General features: G+C 70.1%; 16 protein-coding genes. 8 read left to right on the forward strand and 8 right to left on the reverse strand.

Annotated elements, in window-relative coordinates:
• On the forward strand, positions 1–614 hold a 614-nt coding region (locus F3J15_RS21505), incomplete at its 5' end, for an MFS transporter (RefSeq protein ID WP_166893901.1).
• Positions 615–652: 38 nt separating this feature from the next.
• Positions 653–1,132, forward strand: coding sequence for a DUF3331 domain-containing protein (locus tag F3J15_RS21510; protein ID WP_166893903.1), 480 nt, complete (start codon positions 653–655; stop codon positions 1,130–1,132).
• Between the two features lie 24 nt (positions 1,133–1,156).
• Here the strand turns inward: F3J15_RS21510 and F3J15_RS21515 are convergent, their stop codons facing one another.
• Positions 1,157–2,359 carry a GNAT family N-acetyltransferase gene (locus F3J15_RS21515; RefSeq protein WP_166893905.1) on the reverse strand — a complete coding sequence of 401 codons (1,203 nt, stop codon included), beginning with the start codon at positions 2,357–2,359 and terminating at the stop codon, positions 1,157–1,159.
• Between the two features lie 202 nt (positions 2,360–2,561).
• On the opposite strand from F3J15_RS21515, the gene F3J15_RS21520 reads away from it, so the two are divergent.
• From F3J15_RS21520 to F3J15_RS21535, 4 genes are all read left to right on the forward strand, one after another.
• Positions 2,562–4,034 (forward strand): PLP-dependent aminotransferase family protein, encoded by a 1,473-nt coding sequence (locus F3J15_RS21520; RefSeq protein ID WP_166893907.1) that lies wholly within the window; start codon positions 2,562–2,564, stop codon positions 4,032–4,034.
• 412 nt (positions 4,035–4,446) lie between these two features.
• The gene (locus tag F3J15_RS21525; RefSeq protein ID WP_166893909.1) at positions 4,447–6,030 is read left to right on the forward strand and encodes a trypsin-like peptidase domain-containing protein; all 1,584 of its coding nucleotides are present in this window, start codon (positions 4,447–4,449) and stop codon (positions 6,028–6,030) included.
• A gap of 227 nt (positions 6,031–6,257) precedes the next feature.
• Entirely contained in the window at positions 6,258–7,469 is a 1,212-nt protein-coding gene (locus tag F3J15_RS21530) for an MFS transporter (RefSeq protein WP_166893911.1), read from the forward strand.
• 148 nt (positions 7,470–7,617) lie between these two features.
• On the forward strand, positions 7,618–8,157 hold the full coding sequence (locus F3J15_RS21535) for a DUF4303 domain-containing protein (protein ID WP_089447829.1): 540 nt from the start codon (positions 7,618–7,620) through the stop codon (positions 8,155–8,157).
• Positions 8,158–8,226: 69 nt separating this feature from the next.
• Here the strand turns inward: F3J15_RS21535 and F3J15_RS21540 are convergent, their stop codons facing one another.
• The 7 genes from F3J15_RS21540 to cobA form a co-directional block, all read right to left on the reverse strand.
• On the reverse strand, positions 8,227–8,925 hold the full coding sequence (locus F3J15_RS21540; protein ID WP_089447828.1) for a fumarylacetoacetate hydrolase family protein: 699 nt from the start codon (positions 8,923–8,925) through the stop codon (positions 8,227–8,229).
• 125 nt (positions 8,926–9,050) lie between these two features.
• On the reverse strand, positions 9,051–9,992 hold the full coding sequence (locus F3J15_RS21545; protein WP_069252956.1) for a helix-turn-helix transcriptional regulator: 942 nt from the start codon (positions 9,990–9,992) through the stop codon (positions 9,051–9,053).
• Positions 9,993–10,111: 119 nt separating this feature from the next.
• A complete protein-coding gene (locus F3J15_RS21550) occupies positions 10,112–10,903 on the reverse strand; it encodes a YkgJ family cysteine cluster protein (RefSeq protein ID WP_166893913.1) in 792 nt (263 codons plus the stop codon).
• Between the two features lie 61 nt (positions 10,904–10,964).
• Positions 10,965–11,564, reverse strand: a complete 600-nt coding sequence (locus F3J15_RS21555) for a uracil-DNA glycosylase family protein (protein WP_166893915.1) — start codon at positions 11,562–11,564, stop codon at positions 10,965–10,967.
• A 122-nt stretch (positions 11,565–11,686) separates the two neighbouring features.
• Complete coding sequence (locus F3J15_RS21560; protein WP_166893917.1) at positions 11,687–12,739, reverse strand: CmpA/NrtA family ABC transporter substrate-binding protein; 1,053 nt, start codon at positions 12,737–12,739, stop codon at positions 11,687–11,689.
• A gap of 5 nt (positions 12,740–12,744) precedes the next feature.
• Positions 12,745–13,341: an ANTAR domain-containing protein gene (locus F3J15_RS21565; RefSeq protein WP_089427317.1), complete on the reverse strand. Its 597-nt coding sequence runs from the start codon at positions 13,339–13,341 to the stop codon at positions 12,745–12,747.
• A gap of 156 nt (positions 13,342–13,497) precedes the next feature.
• Positions 13,498–14,268, reverse strand: coding sequence for a uroporphyrinogen-III C-methyltransferase (gene cobA, locus F3J15_RS21570; protein ID WP_166893919.1), 771 nt, complete (start codon positions 14,266–14,268; stop codon positions 13,498–13,500).
• A 664-nt stretch (positions 14,269–14,932) separates the two neighbouring features.
• Between cobA and F3J15_RS21575 the strand changes: the two genes are divergently transcribed.
• Positions 14,933–16,258 (forward strand): MFS transporter, encoded by a 1,326-nt coding sequence (locus tag F3J15_RS21575; RefSeq protein WP_166893921.1) that lies wholly within the window; start codon positions 14,933–14,935, stop codon positions 16,256–16,258.
• A gap of 21 nt (positions 16,259–16,279) precedes the next feature.
• Complete coding sequence (nirB, locus tag F3J15_RS21580; RefSeq protein WP_166893923.1) at positions 16,280–18,853, forward strand: nitrite reductase large subunit NirB; 2,574 nt, start codon at positions 16,280–16,282, stop codon at positions 18,851–18,853.
• Positions 18,854–18,857: the final 4 nt, after the last annotated feature.

Here is an 18,857-nt window from a genome sequence, read left to right on the forward strand (position 1 = left end):
AGGCCGGCGCGCCGCGCGTCGGGCCCGCGCTGCGCGAGGTGCTCGCGTCGCGCTCGACCACGCTGCTGGCGCTGGGGTTCGCCACCTACAACGTGCAGTTCTTCGCGGCGATGACGTTCCTGCCGGTGTTCCTGATGCAGCGCCTCGGCGTCGCGGTCGGCGCGGCAGGGTTGATCAGCGCGGCGATCGTCGCCGCGTGCGTGATCGGCAATCTGACGGCCGGCTGGCTGTTGTCGCGCGGCGCACGGCCCGGGATCGTGATGGCCGCGACATCGGTCGCGATCGGCGCGGCCGGCGCGGGGCTCTTCAGCGCGGCGACGCCGGCGCCGCTTGCGGTCGTGCTGGGCTTTGCGTTCTCGGCGATCGCGGGGATGCTGCCGGCGACGATCCTCGCGTGTGCGCCGGGCTCCGCGCCGACGCCGTCGCTGGCGCCGCTCAGCATCGGCTGGGTCGTGCAGGGCAACTATCTCGGGCAGGTGATCGGGCCGCTCGCGATCGGCTCGATCGTCGGCGCATTCGGCTGGTCGGGCGGCATCGGGCTGATGCTCGCGGCTGCCGTCACCGGCGCGGCGATCGGCCTGTCGCTGCTGCGCGAACCGATGGGCCGGCGCTGAGCGCGGCGCCGTTCAACCTGCACGGAAATCCGTCAAGCATGCTCAACACCATGGAAAGCCTGATTTGCGAAGAAGACGTGCCGTGCGACGCGCCGGCATGGGTCGAAGACGATGCGATGCCGCCACGTGGCGGCATCGCGCATCCGTTTGGGACGATCGGCCGGGCGCCGGTTCCCGACCACGCCGCGGCGGCCGTCTCGCCGTTGCGCCCGCAACTGTTCGTCACGGTGCTGGAGGCCGACGACCATGCGTTGCTGATCCGCTGGGTCGAGAGCGGCCGGTGCCATTACGGCGAGCAGCGCTGGCGCTTGCGCGTCGCGTTGCAGCCGGGCCGCTGCGCGATCTCGGGGCAGCCGATCGAGCCGGGCGAGCCGGTGTTCCGGCCGGTGCGAAGGCCCGTGCCGGCCAATGGCGACGAGATGATCTGCCCGGCGGCGGTGCCGGGTGCGACCGGCCTGGCATGTGACGCCGCCCCGGAGGGCGACGACGCACGCGAGCCGGCCGACGTTTCCGGCTGAACGCCGGCCGGTTGCGACGCCGCGTTACTTCTTCACGTCGTGCCGGTACTGGATGAACCCGGCGTTGTTCGCGAGCTTGTCGTACAGCGCGCGTGCCGTCGTGTTGGTTTCGTGCGTGAGCCAGTACACACGGCTCGCACCGGCTTCACGGGCATGTTCGTACACGGCCTCGATCAGCGCGCCGCCTGCGCCTTGCCCGCGTGCGTCGGGCGCGGTGTACAGGTCCTGCAGGTAGCAGTACGGCCCTTCGGTCCAGCACGAGCGGTGGTAGATCGAATGCACGATCCCGACCAGCGCACCCGATGCGTCGAATGCGCCGAGCACGAACATCGGCTCCGCCGGATCCATCAGGCGGGCCCACGTCGTTGCGAACACCGCGTCGCTCAGCGCGGTGTCGTAGAACTTCTGATAACCCTGCCACAGCGGGCGCCACGCGGCTTCGTCGGCGGCGACGAGCGGGCGCACCGTGACGCGCGTCGCGTCGTTCGCGCGGCTGGCCGCATCGCGCGCGCGTGCCTGGGCGTGGCGGATCGCGGTGAGCGACTGGCGTTGCCCGCCCTGCGCGTCGAAGTTTTCCGGTGCGAGCCACCCGTCGAACGCGGCGCGCACATCGGGCCATTCGCCGTCGATGATCGAGAACCACGCGGTGTCGCGATTGCGGCCGCGGTAGACGATCGCCTGCCGGAACGTGCCTTCGTAGCGGAAGCCGAGCCGTGCGGCGGCCTTGCGCGACGGGAGGTTCAGATCGTCGCACTTCCATTCGTAACGCCGGTAGCCGAGCGTGTCGAACGCGTACTTCATCAACAGGAACTGCGCTTCCGTCGAAACGGGCGTGCGCTTGAGCAGCGGCGAGAACGTGACGGAGCCGACCTCGATCACGCCGTTGGCCGGATCGATGCGCATCAGCGCGAGCGTGCCGACCGCGCGGCCGGTGGCGCGGTCGATCACCGTGTAGTGCAGCGGATCCGGGCTCGCCTGCGCGGTACGTGCGTAGTCGCGGTAGCTCGATTCGTCGGCGTACGGCCCGTGTGCGAGATAGGTCCAGTCGCTGCCGTCCGGCGCCTGCGAGTAGGCGGCGTGCAGGTCGGCCGCGTGGCGCTCGGCGTCGAGCGGTTCGAGCCGGCAGTAGCGGCCTTCGAGCACGATGCGCTCCGGGCGCGGGCGTGCGGACCAGTCGGGAACGGGGTGGCCGATGGGTTGCTGGAAAGCGTTGGTGAGCGTGGACAAGGTCGATCTCGCTTCGGTTGGCGGCCGGCGACATGCCGGCATGCAGATGATCGTAGTCGCGGCGAGGTACCATGAGAAGCGCCAGAGATTGGCAAATTTATGGTGCCACGAATTTCGGGGGCCGAACCGCGAGCCGTCGCTCACCCGCCGTGCGCCACTAGCCGTGCGCCACGTTCCGACATTTTCACGCTGCGATGTTCCGATGACGACTGTCCTTCCTTCCGGCGATGCGCCGTTGCTGCCGCTCGACGCGCCGCTGACGCGCACGCCGGGCGCGCCTTCGCTGCAGCGCCAGTTGCTGCGCCGCGTGCGCGACGCGATTCTCGGCGGCGCGATGCCGGCCGGCACGCGGCTACCCGGCACGCGCGCGCTGGCCGAAACGCTCGGCGTGTCGCGCAACACGACGGCCGCCGTCTACGAGCAGCTCGTCGCCGAAGGCTTCCTGCAGTCCGACCGCCGCGGTACGCGCGTGGTCGGGCTGTCGCGGCCGGCGCCGCCGCGCCGGCGTGCCGCGCCGCCGGCCGTCGCGCAGCGGCTCGGCCGGATTCGCCCCAGCCGCATCGGCACCGGCGAATCGGAGGGCTTCCGGCCGGGCGTGCCCGCGCTGACGCATTTCCCGGCGGACGCGTGGCGTCACGCGATCGACCGCGCGCTGCGCCGCGCCGGCCGCGACCTGCTCGGCTATGGCGACCCGCTCGGCGAGCCCGCGCTGCGCGAATCGATCGCGCGCCACCTGGCCGTGACGCGCGGCGTGCGCTGCGATCCCGAGCAGATCGTGATCACGGAAGGCGCACAGGGCGCGATCGCGCTATGCGCGCAGTTGCTGACGAACCCGGGCGATACGGTGTGGGTCGAGGAGCCGGGCTATCGCGGCGCGCGCACCGCGATGCAGGCGGCCGACCTCGACGTCGTTCCGATGCCGGTCGACGCGGAAGGGCTGCGCACCGACGAGGACGACTGGCGCGAGCGGACGCCGCGCCTCGTCTATACGACGCCGTCGAACCAGTTCCCGACCGGCGCCGTGCTGTCGATCTCGCGCCGGCTCGCGCTGATCGATGCCGCGCGCCGGCATCGCGCGTGGATCATCGAGGACGACTACGACAGCGAATTCCGTCATACCGGCGAGCCGATCGGCGCGATGCACGGGCTTGCGCCCGATTCGCCCGTCGTCTATCTCGGCTCGTTCAGCAAGACGATGTTTCCGGCGCTGCGGATCGGTTTTCTCGTGCTGCCCGACGCGCTGCTGGCCGCGGTGCGGCCGGTGCTGCCGGAGATGCTGCGCGGCGGGACGCGCCACGTGCAGCTCGCGCTGGCCGATTTCATCGAGACGGGCGAGTACGGCCGCCATCTCGGCCGCATGCGCCGGCTGTATCGCGACCGGCGGCGGTTGCTGCTCGCGGCGCTGGACGGCAACCTGAGCGTGCCGCATCAGATCGAGGGCGGGCCGTGCGGGCTGCATCTCGCGCTGCGGCTGCCGGCGCGCTACCGCGATCGCGCGATCGTCGACGCCGCGCGTGCGCACGGCATCGGGCCGTTCCCGCTGTCGGGTTTTTCGATCGATGCGGCCTCGGCGGGTAACGGGCTCGTGCTCGGTTTCGGCAATACGTCGGCCGACGCGTTCGAGCCGATGTTGCGGATGCTGTCGGCGATCGCGGAGCGGGTGGGTGGGGCGTGATGTGGGGGGGCCGAGCGCCCGGGATACATCACCCGTCGCCGGTGATTTCCGCGACCGTATCGATTTCGCTTTCGATCTCGCGTTCGCCTCGGAATCCCGACAGGAGAATCGAGTCATGAATATTCGAACTGGATCGGTGATGACTGTTGTTGCTCCGGCTGCTTTCGCTACAGGAGCCGGACGCTCTCGTGCGACGGATGATAATCGGACTTGTGCGGATTGACGAACCGCGCACTTTGTTCGAAACGAACGCCGTCGCGGCTCCGCACTTGCCGCGCCGCCCGGCATTCGGGTTTCGATTCGTATGTTCGAACGGGCCGCGTGGACTATAAATGGATGGGTGTACCGGGCCTTGTCGAGCGCCTGCGCGTCTCGCGCATGTCGGCGCCGTGACTCCCGGGGGAGGTGCACCGTGGTTCGCCAGACGCTTGCTCGCGCCGTGCTTCGCACCGCGTTGATCGGGGGCGTGTTCGCCGGCTGTTTGCAGGCCCCGCCGGCCGCCCTTGCCGGAACGCTCTCGCCGCCTGTCACGCCACACCCGATGAAGCAGCGGCCGGCTGCTGCGTCTTACGCGATGCCGGTCGATTTTCCGGCGATCGTCGACCGCTACGGCCCGGCGGTCGTGACCATCATGACCGCCGCTCCCGACCAGCAGGCGAGCGGCCCGTCGTTCGCGATCCTCGATACCGACGATCCACTCGCCGCGTTCTTCAGGCACGACGTACCGCCGTCGGCACAAGGCGCACCGGCACAGGTACAGGTACAGGCACCCGAGATGTTGCCGCGCGCGGTATCGGGCAGCGGCTCGGGTTTCATCGTCAGCGCCGACGGCCTGATCCTCACGTCGGCGCATGTGGTCGACGAAGCGACCGACGTGACGGTACGGCTCACCGACCGCCGCGAATTCAAGGCGACGGTGCTGGCCGTCGACCCGCAAAGCGACGTCGCGGTGCTACGGATCGACGGGAAGAAGCTGCCGTTCGTGCGCATCGGCGATTCGTCGAAGGTACGCGCGGGCGAGCCGGTGATGACGATCGGCGCGCCGGACGGGTCGGGCAACACGGTCACGGCCGGCATCGTCAGCGCGACGTCGCACCGGCTGCCGGACGGCGGCGCGTTTCCGTTCTTCGAAACCGACATCGCGCCGAACCCCGACAACTCCGGTGGCCCCGTGTTCAATCGTGCGGGCGACGTGATCGGCATCGCGGTGCAGGTCTATACGGGCAGCGACCGCTATGCGAGCACGACATTCGCGATCCCGATCGCGTTTGCCGCAAAGGTGCGTGCGCAACTGCAGAAGCAGATGCAGGCGCAGGCACAGGCGCAGCAGCCCCAGGCGCCGGGCGAGTCGTCGTCCGGCAATGCGATCGGCGTCGACGTGCAGGATGTCGGCATCGGGCTGGCCGCGGCGTTCGGGCTGCCGCGGCCGGCGGGTGCGCTCGTCAACGGCGTCGCGCCCGGCTCACCGGCCGCCGCGGCCGGTGTGAAGCCCGGCGACGTGATCGTGAAGCTGGGCGACAAGACGATCGGCCGCTCGGCCGAACTGAACGACCTGGCCGCCGCGCTGCCGCCGGGCCAGAAGGCGCCGCTGCGGCTGATCCGCAACCGCGCGCCGGTGATGCTGACGATCACGGGCGCCGACGAGGCCGCCGGCAACGCGGGTGCGACCGTCGGCATGGCCGCGCCGAAGGCGGCTGCACGACCGGGGGCGGGAGCAGCGGCGGCCGACGGCGGCGACCGCCTCGGGCTGACGATGCATGCGCTCAGCGACGACGAGCGCCGCTCGACCGGGCTCGCGGTCGGGATGATGGTGGACGCGGTGCACGGCCCGGCAGCCAAGGCCGGCATCCAGCCGGGCGATGTCGTGCTGGAGCTCAACGACACGCTGCTCGAGACGCCCGATGACATACCGGCGCTCGAAGCGAACGGCAGCGTGATCGCGGTGCTGATCCAGCGCAACAACGCCCGCAAATTCGTGTCGGTGCGTGCACGTTAGGGCGTTGACGCGCTCGGCATCGTCCGCCTACCATCGTCCGATATCGCACCCGGTCAGCCAGGCCATCAGGAGCCATCCGGCATGAAAGCAGCACGCTTCATCGTAGTCGTCCACAGGCGCAGGGTCCGGTAGCGGCACCGCGCCGGCACCCATGCGCCCCCGATTCGTTCGGGGGCTTTTTTTTGCATTGCGCACGGCCGTGCGGCACGTGCGCGGAGGGCATCCACTTGCAATCGAACCTGCCGATCGCTTCCGAACGGGCGTCGCCGAGACTCGCGACGCTGATCCTGCTGTGTGCGTGCTCGGTGCTGCCGCTGAGCCTGTTCCTGCCGTCGCTGCCCGCTATCGCCCGCGACCTGCGCGCCGACTATGCGCTCGTCGCGCTGTCGCTCGGCGGTTACGCGGCGGTGGCCGCGTCGCTGGAGTTCGTGATGGGGCCGCTGTCGGACCGGTTCGGGCGGCGGCCGGTCGTCATGGCGAGCGTCGGCGTGTTCGCGATCGGCTCGCTCGGCTGCGCGATGGCGACCGATATTCGCGCATTCCTGGCATGCCGGCTGATGCAGGCGGCGATCACGTCGGTCTATCCGGTATCGATGGCGACGATCCGGGACACCGGCGGCGGCGCGCGCGTGGCCAGCCGGATCGGCTATGCGGCGATGGCGGCCGCATTCGCGCCGATGCTCGGCCCGACGCTCGGCGGCGCGCTCGACCAGACGTTGGGCTGGCGCGCGAGCTTCTGGCTGCTCGGGGCGGCGGGCATCGCGCTGTTCGTCTGGTGTGCGTTCGATCTCGTCGAAACCCATGCGAACCGGTCGTCGAGCCTCGGGCAGCAGCTTCGCGCGTATCCGGCGCTGCTCCGCGCGCGCCGGTTCTGGGCCTATGCGCTCTGCATGGCGTTTTCGACCGGCGCGTTCTACGCGTTCCTGGCCGGCGCACCGCTCGTCGCGCAAACGGTGTTCGGCATCGCGCCGGCGGAGATCGGCTTCTACATGGGGACCATCACGGCCGGCTTCGTGTGCGGCAGCTTCCTGGCCGCGCGTTACGCGCGCCGCTACGCGCTGGCCACGACGATCCTGTTCGGACGGGTGGTCGCGTGCGCGGGGCCGTTGATCGGCCTCGCGCTGATGTGCGGTGGGGCGACGCAGGCGATCGCGTGGTTTGGCCCATGCGTGCTGGTCGGCATCGGCAACGGACTGACCAATCCCGGGGCGCATGCCGGTGCGGTGTCGGTGCGCCCGGAACTGGCGGGCAGCGCGTCGGGGCTGGCGGGCGCGATGACGATTGCCGGCGGTGCCGCGCTTTCGTCGCTGACGGGGGCGGTGCTGACGGCCGGCAACGCGGGCTATGCGCCGCTCGCGATGATGCTGCTGTCGGCCGCGATCGCACTGGCGGCGGCCGTCTGCGTGCGGGTGTTCGATGCGCGGGACGCGGGGCGGTGAACGCAGACGCGCGGCATCGGGCATGGGGGCTGGCACTGCTACCGTGCCGTGGACGATTGGCGGACAATCGATCGATTATCGGGAGACGACGAACCCGCCGCGCGCCGGGCATGCTCGGACGCGAGAAGGGCGACTGGACGAGGATGCGATGAGCGACTTTTCTGATTTCCAGCGAGACATTGCCGACGCCGCGAGAGCGACATTCAGGGCGTTGCGGGCGCAACATCCGGACGAGCATTTCTATGCGTTCGCGCTGTATACCGACAGCGGCGCGATGACGGTGGTGCCGGCGGCCAATTCGGTCGAGGGGCTGCGCCGGATCCGCGAGCAACAGGCCGTCCCGGACGACGACCCGTGGTATGCGTGGGGTTTCTCCGAATGGGCATACGCGGCGGCGGAAGCATCGCCGTTCAATGCGATCTGCGGCAAGCTCGCCGATGACGTGCTGAGCCCGCAGTTCGTCCGCTCGAGATTCCCGGAACATGCGCGGCAACTGCACGCCGACATGATCGCGGCGTTGCGCCTGCTCGACCGCGAAGGCCTGTTCGGCACGGGCGACGAAAGGGCGGCGATCACGCTGTTCGTGTCGATCAGCGACGACGATGCGGCCGAGGCACTGGAAAACGAATCGGCGAAGGCGCTGAATCCGCCGGCCGTCGCCGACGCATTCCTGCGCCGCTACGACTGACCGAAATCGGGACATCGCACGGCGGCCCCGGGCAGGCGCCGCCATGCGTGCTGCGTGTCGGTTTATGGCTTACGGCTTCGCGCCCACGACGAATTCGAACGTCGCGACGCCGTCGACGCCGCCCGTGACGCGATCGCCAGGCTGCAGCGCGCCGACACCCGCCGGCGTGCCGGTGAAGATCAGGTCGCCGGCCTTCAGCTCGACCGAGCGCGACACATACGCGATGACGTCGGGCACGGCCCAGATCATGTCGGCCAGGTCGCCTTGCTGGCGCGTGTCGCCGTTGACCGCGAGCCAGATGCGGCCCGTCGCCGGGTGGCCGGTGGCCGCTGCCTCGCGCAGCGGGGTCACGGGGCCTGATGCATCGAAGCCTTTCGCCCAGTCCCACGGACGGCTCAGCTTCTTCGCTTCGGCCTGCAGGTCTCGGCGCGTGAGGTCGACGCCGACGCCGTAGCCCCACACGTGCGACAGCGCGTCGGCCGGGTCGATCGACCGGCCATCCTTGCCGATCGCGACGACCAGCTCGATTTCATGATGAAGGTCGTTCGTCAGCGGCGGATAGGCGACGGTGCCGCTGGCCGGGACGATCGCGTCGGCCGGCTTCGTGAAGAAGAACGGCGGTTCGCGGTCGGGATCGGCGCCCATTTCGCGCGCGTGGTCGGCGTAGTTGCGGCCGACGCAGAAGACGCGGCGCACCGGAAAGCGCGCGGACGACTGGTCGACTTCGACGGAAGGACGCTCGGCAGCGTCGATGACATAAGCGGACATCGGATGGCCTCGTTTGGTGGGAAGACGGATGCCGCGCCCGTGCTGTGCACGGGCCGGCATGCGTGCAACGATACCCGACGCCCGTGCGGCCGGATGCGACGCAACTGCGTTTTACCGGGACAAAACTACGCGTCGGCCGCCGCCGGTGTGTCGTCGCCGCCCGGCAGCGCGGCGTTCGCGTCGCGGTATGCCTTCGGCGACACGCCGACCCGCGCGCGGAAGCGCCGCGCGAAATAGCCTTCGTCGCGGAAGCCGACCGAGCGCGCGATATCCGCGATGCGCCGGCTGGTATGGGCCAGCAGCGACTGCGCAAGCGCGATCCGGCGTTCGGTTACGAGATCGGTGAAGGTGCTGCCGGTTTCCTTGCGGACCAGGTGCGCGAGGTAGTTGGGCGACAGGAACGCGGCCTCGGCGGTCGCGGCGAGCGTCAGGTCCTCGCGGGTCAGGTTGGCGCGCACGTGGCGCAGCACGCGCGCGAGCGCGTCGCGCCGGCCCGCGCGCTGGGCGCCGCGCTGCGCGAGCTTGTCGAGCGCACCGGCGTACTGCGTGCAGACGAGCCCGATCAGCTGCAGCAGGTAGCCGCGCAGCAGCGTGGTCGAGCCGAACGTGCGCACGCGATCGGTGTCGAGCATGCACAGTGCGAGGCGGCGCGCTTCTTCGTAGGTGTCGCCGGTCAGGATGAAGTCGAGGTGTTCCTGGAAGCGGAACGGCGTCAGCTCGGGAAAGCGGTGCGCGGGCACGTCCTCGAGATCGAGCGGATCGACGTCGAGATCGGCGCGCAGGAACGCCTGGCTGAAGTTGATCACGATGAAGTGCGCGCCTTCCGGATGCGGGATCAGGTGCTCGCGGTGCGGCAGCACGAACGCGAGCGCGCCGCGCGGAAACGGCCGCGTGACGCCGCCGATCCGCTGCTCGGTGTCGCCGCCGAGATTGAACTGGATCTGGAAATACGCGTGCCGGTGCGGCTCGGTGATCGCCTGGCGCGACGCCTGGTCGCGGATGTAGAAGTCGAGCCGGTCGCTGCGTTCGGGCATCCCGTACAGGCGCGGCGGGGCGGTGGAGGGCATGAAGGATTCTGCTGTTCGTGACGCGGTTGAGCCGCGATGGTACAGCGAACCGGGCGCGGCGGCGATCCGTGCGGCCGTGCGGCTTTGCCCGGTGTCGCTTGCGGCGTGCCGCGCGGCGATCATTCGTCCGGATGGAAGCCGAGATAACGGGCGTGCGGACTGCCGTTACCGGCTCGCTGGCTCGCCGCGCCGACCGACATGAGCGCGTTCATCGTCGACGTACGGTTCGACACCAGTGTCCACGCGATGGCATCGTCGCTGGCCGGGGCCGACTCAGACGCGCGCTGCGCCGTCAAAGCCGTCAGCGCGGCGAGCAGCGCGGCGGCCGGCGGCGCATGGACCGCGAACCCTTCGTTGGCGACCGCCGCCGTATCGATCCCCAATGCCGCGCACAACCGCGCCCGCAGCGGCGTCTCGGCTTCGCTCGCCGCACGCGAGCGCGCGATGTTCTCGCGGGTGGCCGCGTCGACGATCGTGCCGCCGCGGACGAACGGCGCCTGCTGCCACGCGTCGGGCGTGCATTGCTTGCCGTCCGGCACCAGCGGCACGAACGGATTCACTTCGGCCGGATAGATTCGGCACACGAGCGGGCGCGCGTTGTAGATCGCGCAGCGCAGGTCGTCGAGCAGGTTCGGGCATGGCCCGGCATGAGTCGCGGTGAGCATGACCGTGATGCGGACCGGCAGCGAGCCGCTGAGCGCGGCCGTCGAGCGCACGCGCTTGTACGCGGCGAACGCGTTGTCGGGCTCGGGCTCGACGAGCCACGGCATCGCATCGCACAGCAGCTCCACGTGGCCGCCGCGCTGCAGCCACGCGGTGGCCTCGTCGATCGTCAGCGGAATGCGCAGGTCGTGGCAGCATCCGCCGCAGCCGTTGCAGGCGAAGTCGAGGTCGGTGGGGGTGTCGTTCATGCTTGATTCGATACGGATAACGGGGATGTCGCGACGCGCCGCGACATGTCGGTGGTTGCGTTTATCGGGCGATCAGCGGCGCGACCCGGCGCCGCAGCTCGGGCACGACCTCGGTGTCGAACCACGGGTGGTGCTTGAACCACGCCTGGTTGCGCGGCGACGGATGCGGCAGCGGCAACACGTCCGGGCCATAGTCGCGCCACGCGTGCACGGTGTCGGTCAGCGTGGCCTTGCGCGACTCGCGCAGGAAATGCCGCTGCGCGTACTGGCCGATCAGCAGCGTGAGCCGGATCGACGGCAGCTCGGCGAGCAGCCGGTCGATCCACAGTGGCGCGCATTCGGGGCGCGGCGGGTTGTCGCCGCTTGCGCCGCGGCCCGGGTAGCAGAAGCCCATCGGCACGATCGCGAAGCGTGTCTCGTCGTAGAACGTGTCGGCGTCGACGTCGAGCCAGCCGCGCAGCCGCTTGCCGCTCGCGTCGTCCCACGGGGTGCCGCTCGCATGGACGCGTGCCCCCGGCGCCTGCCCGACGATCAGGATGCGCGCGTCGCGATGGGCCCGCACGACAGGGCGCGGGCCGAGCGGCAGGTCGGCTTCGCAGACACGGCACGCGCGGATTTCGGTGAGCAGCACGTCGAGCGGCGCGCGCGTGGGTTTCGGCATTGAATCTGATCGGGGACGGAGTGGTCATGCGGCGTCACCCGGGGGCCGCGTGCCGGGCGCCGGCAGGCGGCCCGGACAGGCATGGCGCGGGAGCGCGCGCCGCCTGCATCACGCGGTGCGCATCACGCCTGCGACAAGCCCGGTGCGCCGCTTTCGGCGACGGCAGCATCATACAACGCGGTTTGCGCGATCGCCCGGGCGATCCCCGCGTCGTCGTGCGCACCGTCGAGCATGCCCCAGCGCCGGTATTGGGACAGGAACCACTCGCCTTCGCGCGGATCGGGGCGGTTCACGGCGCCGCCGTCGTGGAAGCGGATCGGCAGCGGCGGCACGGCGAACGGGCCCGAGCCGTAGTCGCCGAGCAGGCGCGGCGCGATCAGCCGGGCCGGTACGCCCAGCGCATCGGGCGACGCGAGCCAGTCGGCCGCCTCGCGACGGTGCGCGGCGCTGTCGAGCCAGGCGCAGGCATCGACGAGCGTGCGGATCAGCGCGCGGGCCGCGGCCGGATACAGCGCGACGAAATCGCGCCGGGCCGCCAGCACCTTCTCCGGATGATCGGGCCAGATCTCGCTCGTGACGGCAACGGTCCGCCCCGCGCCGCAGGCCTCGGCCACCGCATGCCACGGCTCGCCGGCGCAGAAGCCGTCGAGCTCGCCGCCGGCGAGCGCGGCCACCATCTCGGGCGGCGGGATCACGACGCTGCGCACGTCGTGCAGCGGATCGACGTCGTGCGACGCGAGCCAGTGGTTCAGCCACATCGCGTGCGTGCCGGTCGGGAACGTCTGGGCAAGGAGCGGCTTGCGGCCGAGCGTCGCGAACGCGTCGCGCACGCTGCCGCTGGCGCGATACGCGTCGGCGAGGCCGCGCGACAACGAGATCGCCTGTCCGTTGCGGTTCAGCACCATCAGCGCGGCCATGTCGGCCTGCGGGCCGCCGATGCCGAGCTGCAATCCGCAGACGAGCCCGTACAGCGCATGCGCCGCGTCGAGCTCGCCGCTCAGCAGCTTGTCGCGCACGGTGGCCCACGACGGCTGGCGGCTGAGTTCGAGCGTGAGGCCGTGCCGTTCGCCGAGGTTCAGGCGCTGCGCGACGATCAGCGGGGCCGCGTCGCTCAGCGCGACGAACCCGAGGCGAAGATGCGCGCGTTCCGGCGCGGCGGGAGAGGAGGTATCCATGGCAGTCATGACTGGGGTGACGCGTCGAGCAATTGCCGCGCGACGTCGACGATGCGCAGGCCCTGGTCCATCGCGCGCTTGCGCAGCGCCGCGTATGCGTCGTGTTCGGACAGCTTGCGCTCATCCATCAGCAGGCGCTTCGCGCGGTCGATCAGCTTGCGCTCCGCGAGCTCGCGCTCGACGTCGGCCAGCCGGCGGCGCAGCGCGTCGTCGTGCGAGAAGCGGGCGAGCGCGACTTCGAGAATCGGCGCGAGGCGCTCGGCCGACAGCCCTTCGACAAGATACGCGCTGACGCCCGCGCCGACCGCCGCGCGGATCAACGACTGGTTGGCGTCGTGGCTGAACATCAGCACGGGGCGCGGCGCGGTGGCGTGCATCACGGCAAGCTGCTCGAGCGTGTCGCGCGATGGCGAATCGGTATCGATGATCACGACGTCGGGATGCTGCTCCTCGACGGCGGCCGGCAGGCGCGCGGGCGTCGCGACGTCGTTCAGCATCTCGTAGCCGAGGTGCGCGAGCGCATCGCCGAGCTCGCCGATCGGCTTGTCGGTGTCGGTGACGAGCAGCACGCGCAGGCGGGAGGAAGAAGCAGACGTACTCATGACGCGAACGGCGGCGGCGAAAGCCTGGCGCGATGGGCGGATCGGGGGCGGCGGCCCCGTGCGGACATCGTGTCGATGCCGCGCACGGCGGCCCGGCGGCCGGTGCCGCCGTCTTCATGGTAGGTGGGCGGCCGGTGCCGCATGGCGTCCCGCATGCTACGCGGCCCGGGACAAGGCCGTTTCGATCGCAGCGCCCGCGTCCGGCACGTGCTGCACGGCTGCTTCGCCGATCGCGCCGCCGACGAGGATCACGGCCGGGCTGCCGAGCCGCGCTGCGTCGATGCCGCGCGCGAGACCGCCCAGCGTGCCGGTCCAGCGGCATTCGTCGGGCGTGCCGGCCCATTGCACGGCCGCGGCCGGCGTCGAGGGCGGCAGCATGGTGAGCAGGCCGGCGGCAATGCTGTCGACGCGGCTCATGCCCATGTAGATCGCGAGCGTGGTGCCGGTCGCCGCGAGACGCGCCCAGTCGGGCTCGCCGTGGTCCTGACGGTGCGCGGTGACGAACGTGACGCCGTGGCAATGCTCGCGATGCGTGAGTGAGATGCCGAGGCTCGCGGCGGCCGCGAAGCCCGACGAGATGCCGTTGACGATCTCGACCGGAATCGCGGCGGCGCGCAGCGTCGCGAGTTCTTCGCCGGCGCGCCCGAACAGCAGCGCATCGCCGCCTTTCACGCGCACCACGTGCGCGCCGCGCAGCGCGTAGCGGCGCATCAGCTTCTCGATGAATGCCTGCGGCGTGGAGCGGCAGCCGCCGCGCTTGCCGACGCGGATCACGCGTGCCTGCGGCGCGAGTTCGACGATGCCGGGCGCGACGAGATCGTCGAGCAGCAGCACGTCGGCGGCGGCCAGCGCCTTCACCGCCTTCAGCGTGAGGAGATCGGGATCGCCGGGACCGGCGCCCAGCAGCGTGACTTTGCCTGTCGTCATGTCGTGTTCCAGTGCCGCCTGCATGCGGCGGCCGATAGCGCGTTGTCTTGCGCGGCGGCGGCGGGCGGTCGAAACGCACCGGCATCCGGCCGTGCCGCGCACGGAAGGACGCCGTTGTCCTGATCGGCCCGCCTGAATGACGGGCATGGTTTGAGGGGACTGCCCACCGGCGCCGTTGCCGGTGTCATGCAGCGGATTCAGCAATATCCGGGCCAACCGGCATGACACGTCGCGTGGGCGCGGCGGGAGCGGTGCGCAACGTGCCGCGCGATGGCCCCGTGCATGCATGCAGCCGCCGCGCGCGGGCAGCCGCGACGCCGCGTCGGCGTGCATCGTGCGCCGTCAGCGCGCACCGCGATGTCGCACGGCGACAGCGCTGCAGCGCACCACATCTGTGCCTCGCTGCATCACGGCGCATCGTGGGCGTCGTGGCGCCGCGCGGCCCACGACGCCCGATGCGCCTTGCGTGGCGTGGCTGCGGCCTCGATTCGCATCAACATGGCACGGCGTTTGCGTGACGAGGATCGGGCGGATCAATGGCGATTCGTCCGGCAGTACCGATTACCGACGCGCCCGGCAACGGGCTTCATGGGCAACGGCGTCCTACGCATCAGGTCTCGACGAGACCAGTGCGCAGGACGCCGTTTTTCGTTTGGCGGATGACATGACCGACAAAGCTACCCGTATCGATCTCTTCAGCTTCCGCACCGCGCCGATGCGCGCGTTCCACCTGACGTGGATGGCGTTCTTCGTGTGCTTCTTCGCGTGGTTCGCGTGCGCGCCGCTGATGCCGCTGATCGCACGCGAATTCCACCTGACCGCGGCACAGGTCGCCAACATCAACATCGCGGCCGTGGCCGCGACGATCGCCGTGCGGCTGCTGGTCGGCCCGCTGTGCGACCGCTTCGGACCGCGCCGCGTGTACGTCGGCCTGCTGCTGCTCGGCGCGATTCCCGTGTTCGCGGTGTCGTTCACGCACGACTACCTGTCGTTCCTGATCTGCCGGCTCGGCATCGGCGCGATCGGTGCGGGCTTCGTGATCACGCAGTACCACACGTCGGTGATGTTCGCGCCGAACGTGGTCGGCACCGCGAACGCGACGACGGCCGGCTGGGGCAACGCCGGCGCAGGCGCCACACAGGCGCTGATGCCGCTGCTCGTCGCCGCCGGCCTGATGCTCGGCTTCGGCGACGATTCGTCGTGGCGCATCGCGCTGGTCGTGCCGGGCGTCGCGATGCTCGTGATGGCCTGGGCGTACTGGCGCTTCACGCAGGATTGCCCGCAAGGCGACATCATCGCGCTGCGCAAGGCAGGCGTGACGGTCGACAGCGGCAAGAAGGGCGGCTGGGCGAGCTTCTTCGCGGCCTGCGGCAACTATCGCGTGTGGATGCTGTTCGTCACGTACGGCGCGTGCTTCGGCGTCGAGGTGTTCATCCACAACATCGCCGCGCTGTACTACGTCGATCACTTCAGCCTGTCGCTGAAGGACGCCGGGTTCGCGGTCGGCCTGTTCGGGCTGCTCGCGCTGTTCGCCCGCGCGCTCGGCGGCTGGCTGTCCGACAAGATCGCCGCGCGCCGCAGCCTCGACGTGCGCGCGACGCTGCTGTGCGCGCTGATCGTCGGCGAAGGGCTCGGGCTGATCTGGTTCTCGCATGCGCAAAGCGTCGGCATCGCACTCGTCGCGATGCTCGCCTTCGGCCTCTTCACGCACATGGCCTGCGGCGCGACCTACGCGCTGGTGCCGTTCATCGACCGCAAGGCACTCGGCGGTGTCGCGGGGATCGTCGGCGCGGGCGGCAACGTCGGCGCGGTGGCCGCGAGCTTCCTGCTGAAGGGTGTCGGCGACGTGCAGCACACGCTGAGCCTGCTCGGCCTGGCGGTCACCGCGACCGCGCTGTGCGCGATGGCCGTGCGCTTCAGCGAAGAACACAAGGCGCGCGAAGCCGAGCTGCGCGACCGTGCGCTGGCTGCCAGTGGCGTCGCGAACTGATCGACCGAAGGAAACGTCACCATGAAACTCATCGTCATCGGCCACGGCATGGTCGGCCACAAGCTCCTCGAGTGCGTCGCGGCGGAAGCGGGCGCCGTGGGCGCGCCGCAGGTCACGGTGCTCGGCGAGGAACCGCGCCCGGCCTACGACCGCGTGCACCTGTCCGAATTCTTCGCGGGCAAGTCGGCGGACGACCTGTCGCTCGTCGAACCCGGCTTCTTCGAACGTCATCCGCAGTTCGACCTGCGCCTGAACGCGCCAGTCGCGTCGATCGACCGCGCCGCGCATACGGTCACGCTCGCGTCCGGCGAAACGCTCGCGTACGACAAGCTGGTGCTCGCGACGGGCTCGCGCCCGTTCGTGCCGCCGGTGCGGGGACACGATCGTGACGGCTGCTTCGTGTACCGGACGATCGAGGATCTCGAAGCGATGCAGGGGTGCGGCACACACGCGAAGCGTGGTGTCGTAATCGGCGGAGGGCTGCTCGGCCTCGAATGCGCGAAGGCGCTGCGCGACATGGGGCTCGACACGCACGTCGTCGAATTCGCGCCGCGGCTGATGGCCGTGCAGGTCGACGACGGCGGCGGCCGGATGCTGCGCGCGAAGATCGAGGCGCTCGGCGTGACCGTGCATACGGGCAAGAATACGCTCGAGATCGTCGATGGCGAGGAAGGCACGCACCGGATGGCGTTCGCCGACGGGTCGCACCTCGACGCCGACATGATCGTGTTCTCGGCCGGCATCCGCGCCCGCGACGAACTGGCCCGCGCATGCGGTCTGGACATCGGCCCGCGCGGCGGCGTCGCGATCGACGACGCGTGCCGCACGAGCGACGCGGACATCTATGCGATCGGCGAATGCGCGGCCTGGAACGGCATGGTGTACGGTCTCGTCGCGCCGGGCTACGACATGGCGCGCGTGGTCGCGAAGCAGCTTTGCGGCGATGCGAACAGCGCAGCCGAGGCTGCATTCGCCGGCGCCGACATGAGCACGAAGCTGAAGCTGATGGGCGTGGACGTCGCGAGCATCGGCGACGCGCACGGCACGACGGCCGGCAGCCGCACCTACCAGTACGCGGACGAGCGCCGCCAGGTCTATAAGAAGCTCGTGGTGTCCGACTGCGGCAAGTTCCTGTACGGCGCGGTGATGGTCGGCGATGCAGCCGAGTACGGCACGCTGCTGCAGATGATGCTGAACCGGATCGAGTTGCCGGAATCGCCGGAATTCCTGATCCTGCCGTCGTCGGACGGCGTCGCGAAGCCGGCGATCGGCGTCGAGGCGCTGCCTGCGGCCGCCCAGATCTGCTCATGCAACAACGTGTCGAAGTCGCAGATCTGCACGGCCGTTGCCGACGGTGCGACGAGCCTCGGCGCGCTGAAGACGTGCACGGGCGCCGGCACGTCGTGCGGCGGCTGCGTGCCGCTCGTCACGCAGATCATGAAGGCCGAGATGAAGAAGCAGGGCCTCGCGGTCAACAACCATCTGTGCGAGCACTTCCCGCATTCGCGCCAGGAGTTGTTCCACCTGATCCGCGTCGAGCGCATCACGACCTTCGACGCACTGCTCGCGAAGCACGGCCACGGCCTCGGCTGCGACGTGTGCAAGCCGGCGGTGGCGGGCATCCTTGCGTCGTGCTTCAACGAATTCGTGCTGAAGAAGGAGCACGCCGGGCTGCAGGATTCGAACGACTACTATCTCGCGAACATCCAGCGCGACGGCACGTATTCGGTGGTGCCGCGCATGCCGGGCGGTGAGGTCACGCCGGAAGGGCTGATCGCGGTGGGCCAGGTCGCGAAAAAGTATGGCCTGTACACGAAGATCACCGGCGGCCAGCGTGTCGACCTGTTCGGCGCACGCGTCGAGCAGCTGCCGTCGATCTGGGAAGAACTGATCGCGGCCGGCTTCGAATCGGGGCATGCGTACGGCAAGGCGCTGCGCACCGTGAAGTCGTGCGTCGGGTCGACGTGGTGCCGCTACGGCGTCGACGATTCGGTCGGTCTCGCGATCGACCTGGAGAACCGCTACAAGGGGCTGCGCGCGCCGCACAAGATCAAGTTCGGCGTGTCCGGCTGCACGCGCGAGTGCGCGGAAGCACAGGGCAAGGACGTCGGCATCATCGCGACCGAGAAGGGCTGGAACCTGTACGTGTGCGGCAACGGCGGGATGAAGCCGCGCCACGCTGAACTGCTCGCGTCCGATCTCGACCGTGCCACGCTGATCCGCTACATCGACCGCCTCCTGATGTTCTACGTGCGCACCGCCGACCGGCTACAGCGCACGAGCGTGTGGCGCGACAACCTCGAAGGCGGCCTCGACTACCTGGTCGACGTCGTCGTGCACGACCGGCTCGGAATCGGCGCCGAACTCGAAGCCGACATGCAGCACGTGGTCGACACCTACGAGTGCGAATGGAAGAAGGCCGTGACCGACCCCGACACGCGCAAGCGCTTCCGCCACTTCGTGAACAGCGACGCGCCGGATACGACCATCGAATTCGTCGAGACGCGCGGCCAGATCCGGCCCGCGACGCCGGACGAGCGCGTGCGCGGCAAGCCCGTGGCGATTCCGGTCGTCGCCGAACCCGAGACCGTTTGACCCT

The sequence above is a fragment of the Burkholderia sp. Ap-955 genome (assembly GCF_011753045.1).
GTDB classification, from domain to species: domain Bacteria; phylum Pseudomonadota; class Gammaproteobacteria; order Burkholderiales; family Burkholderiaceae; genus Burkholderia; species Burkholderia lata_D.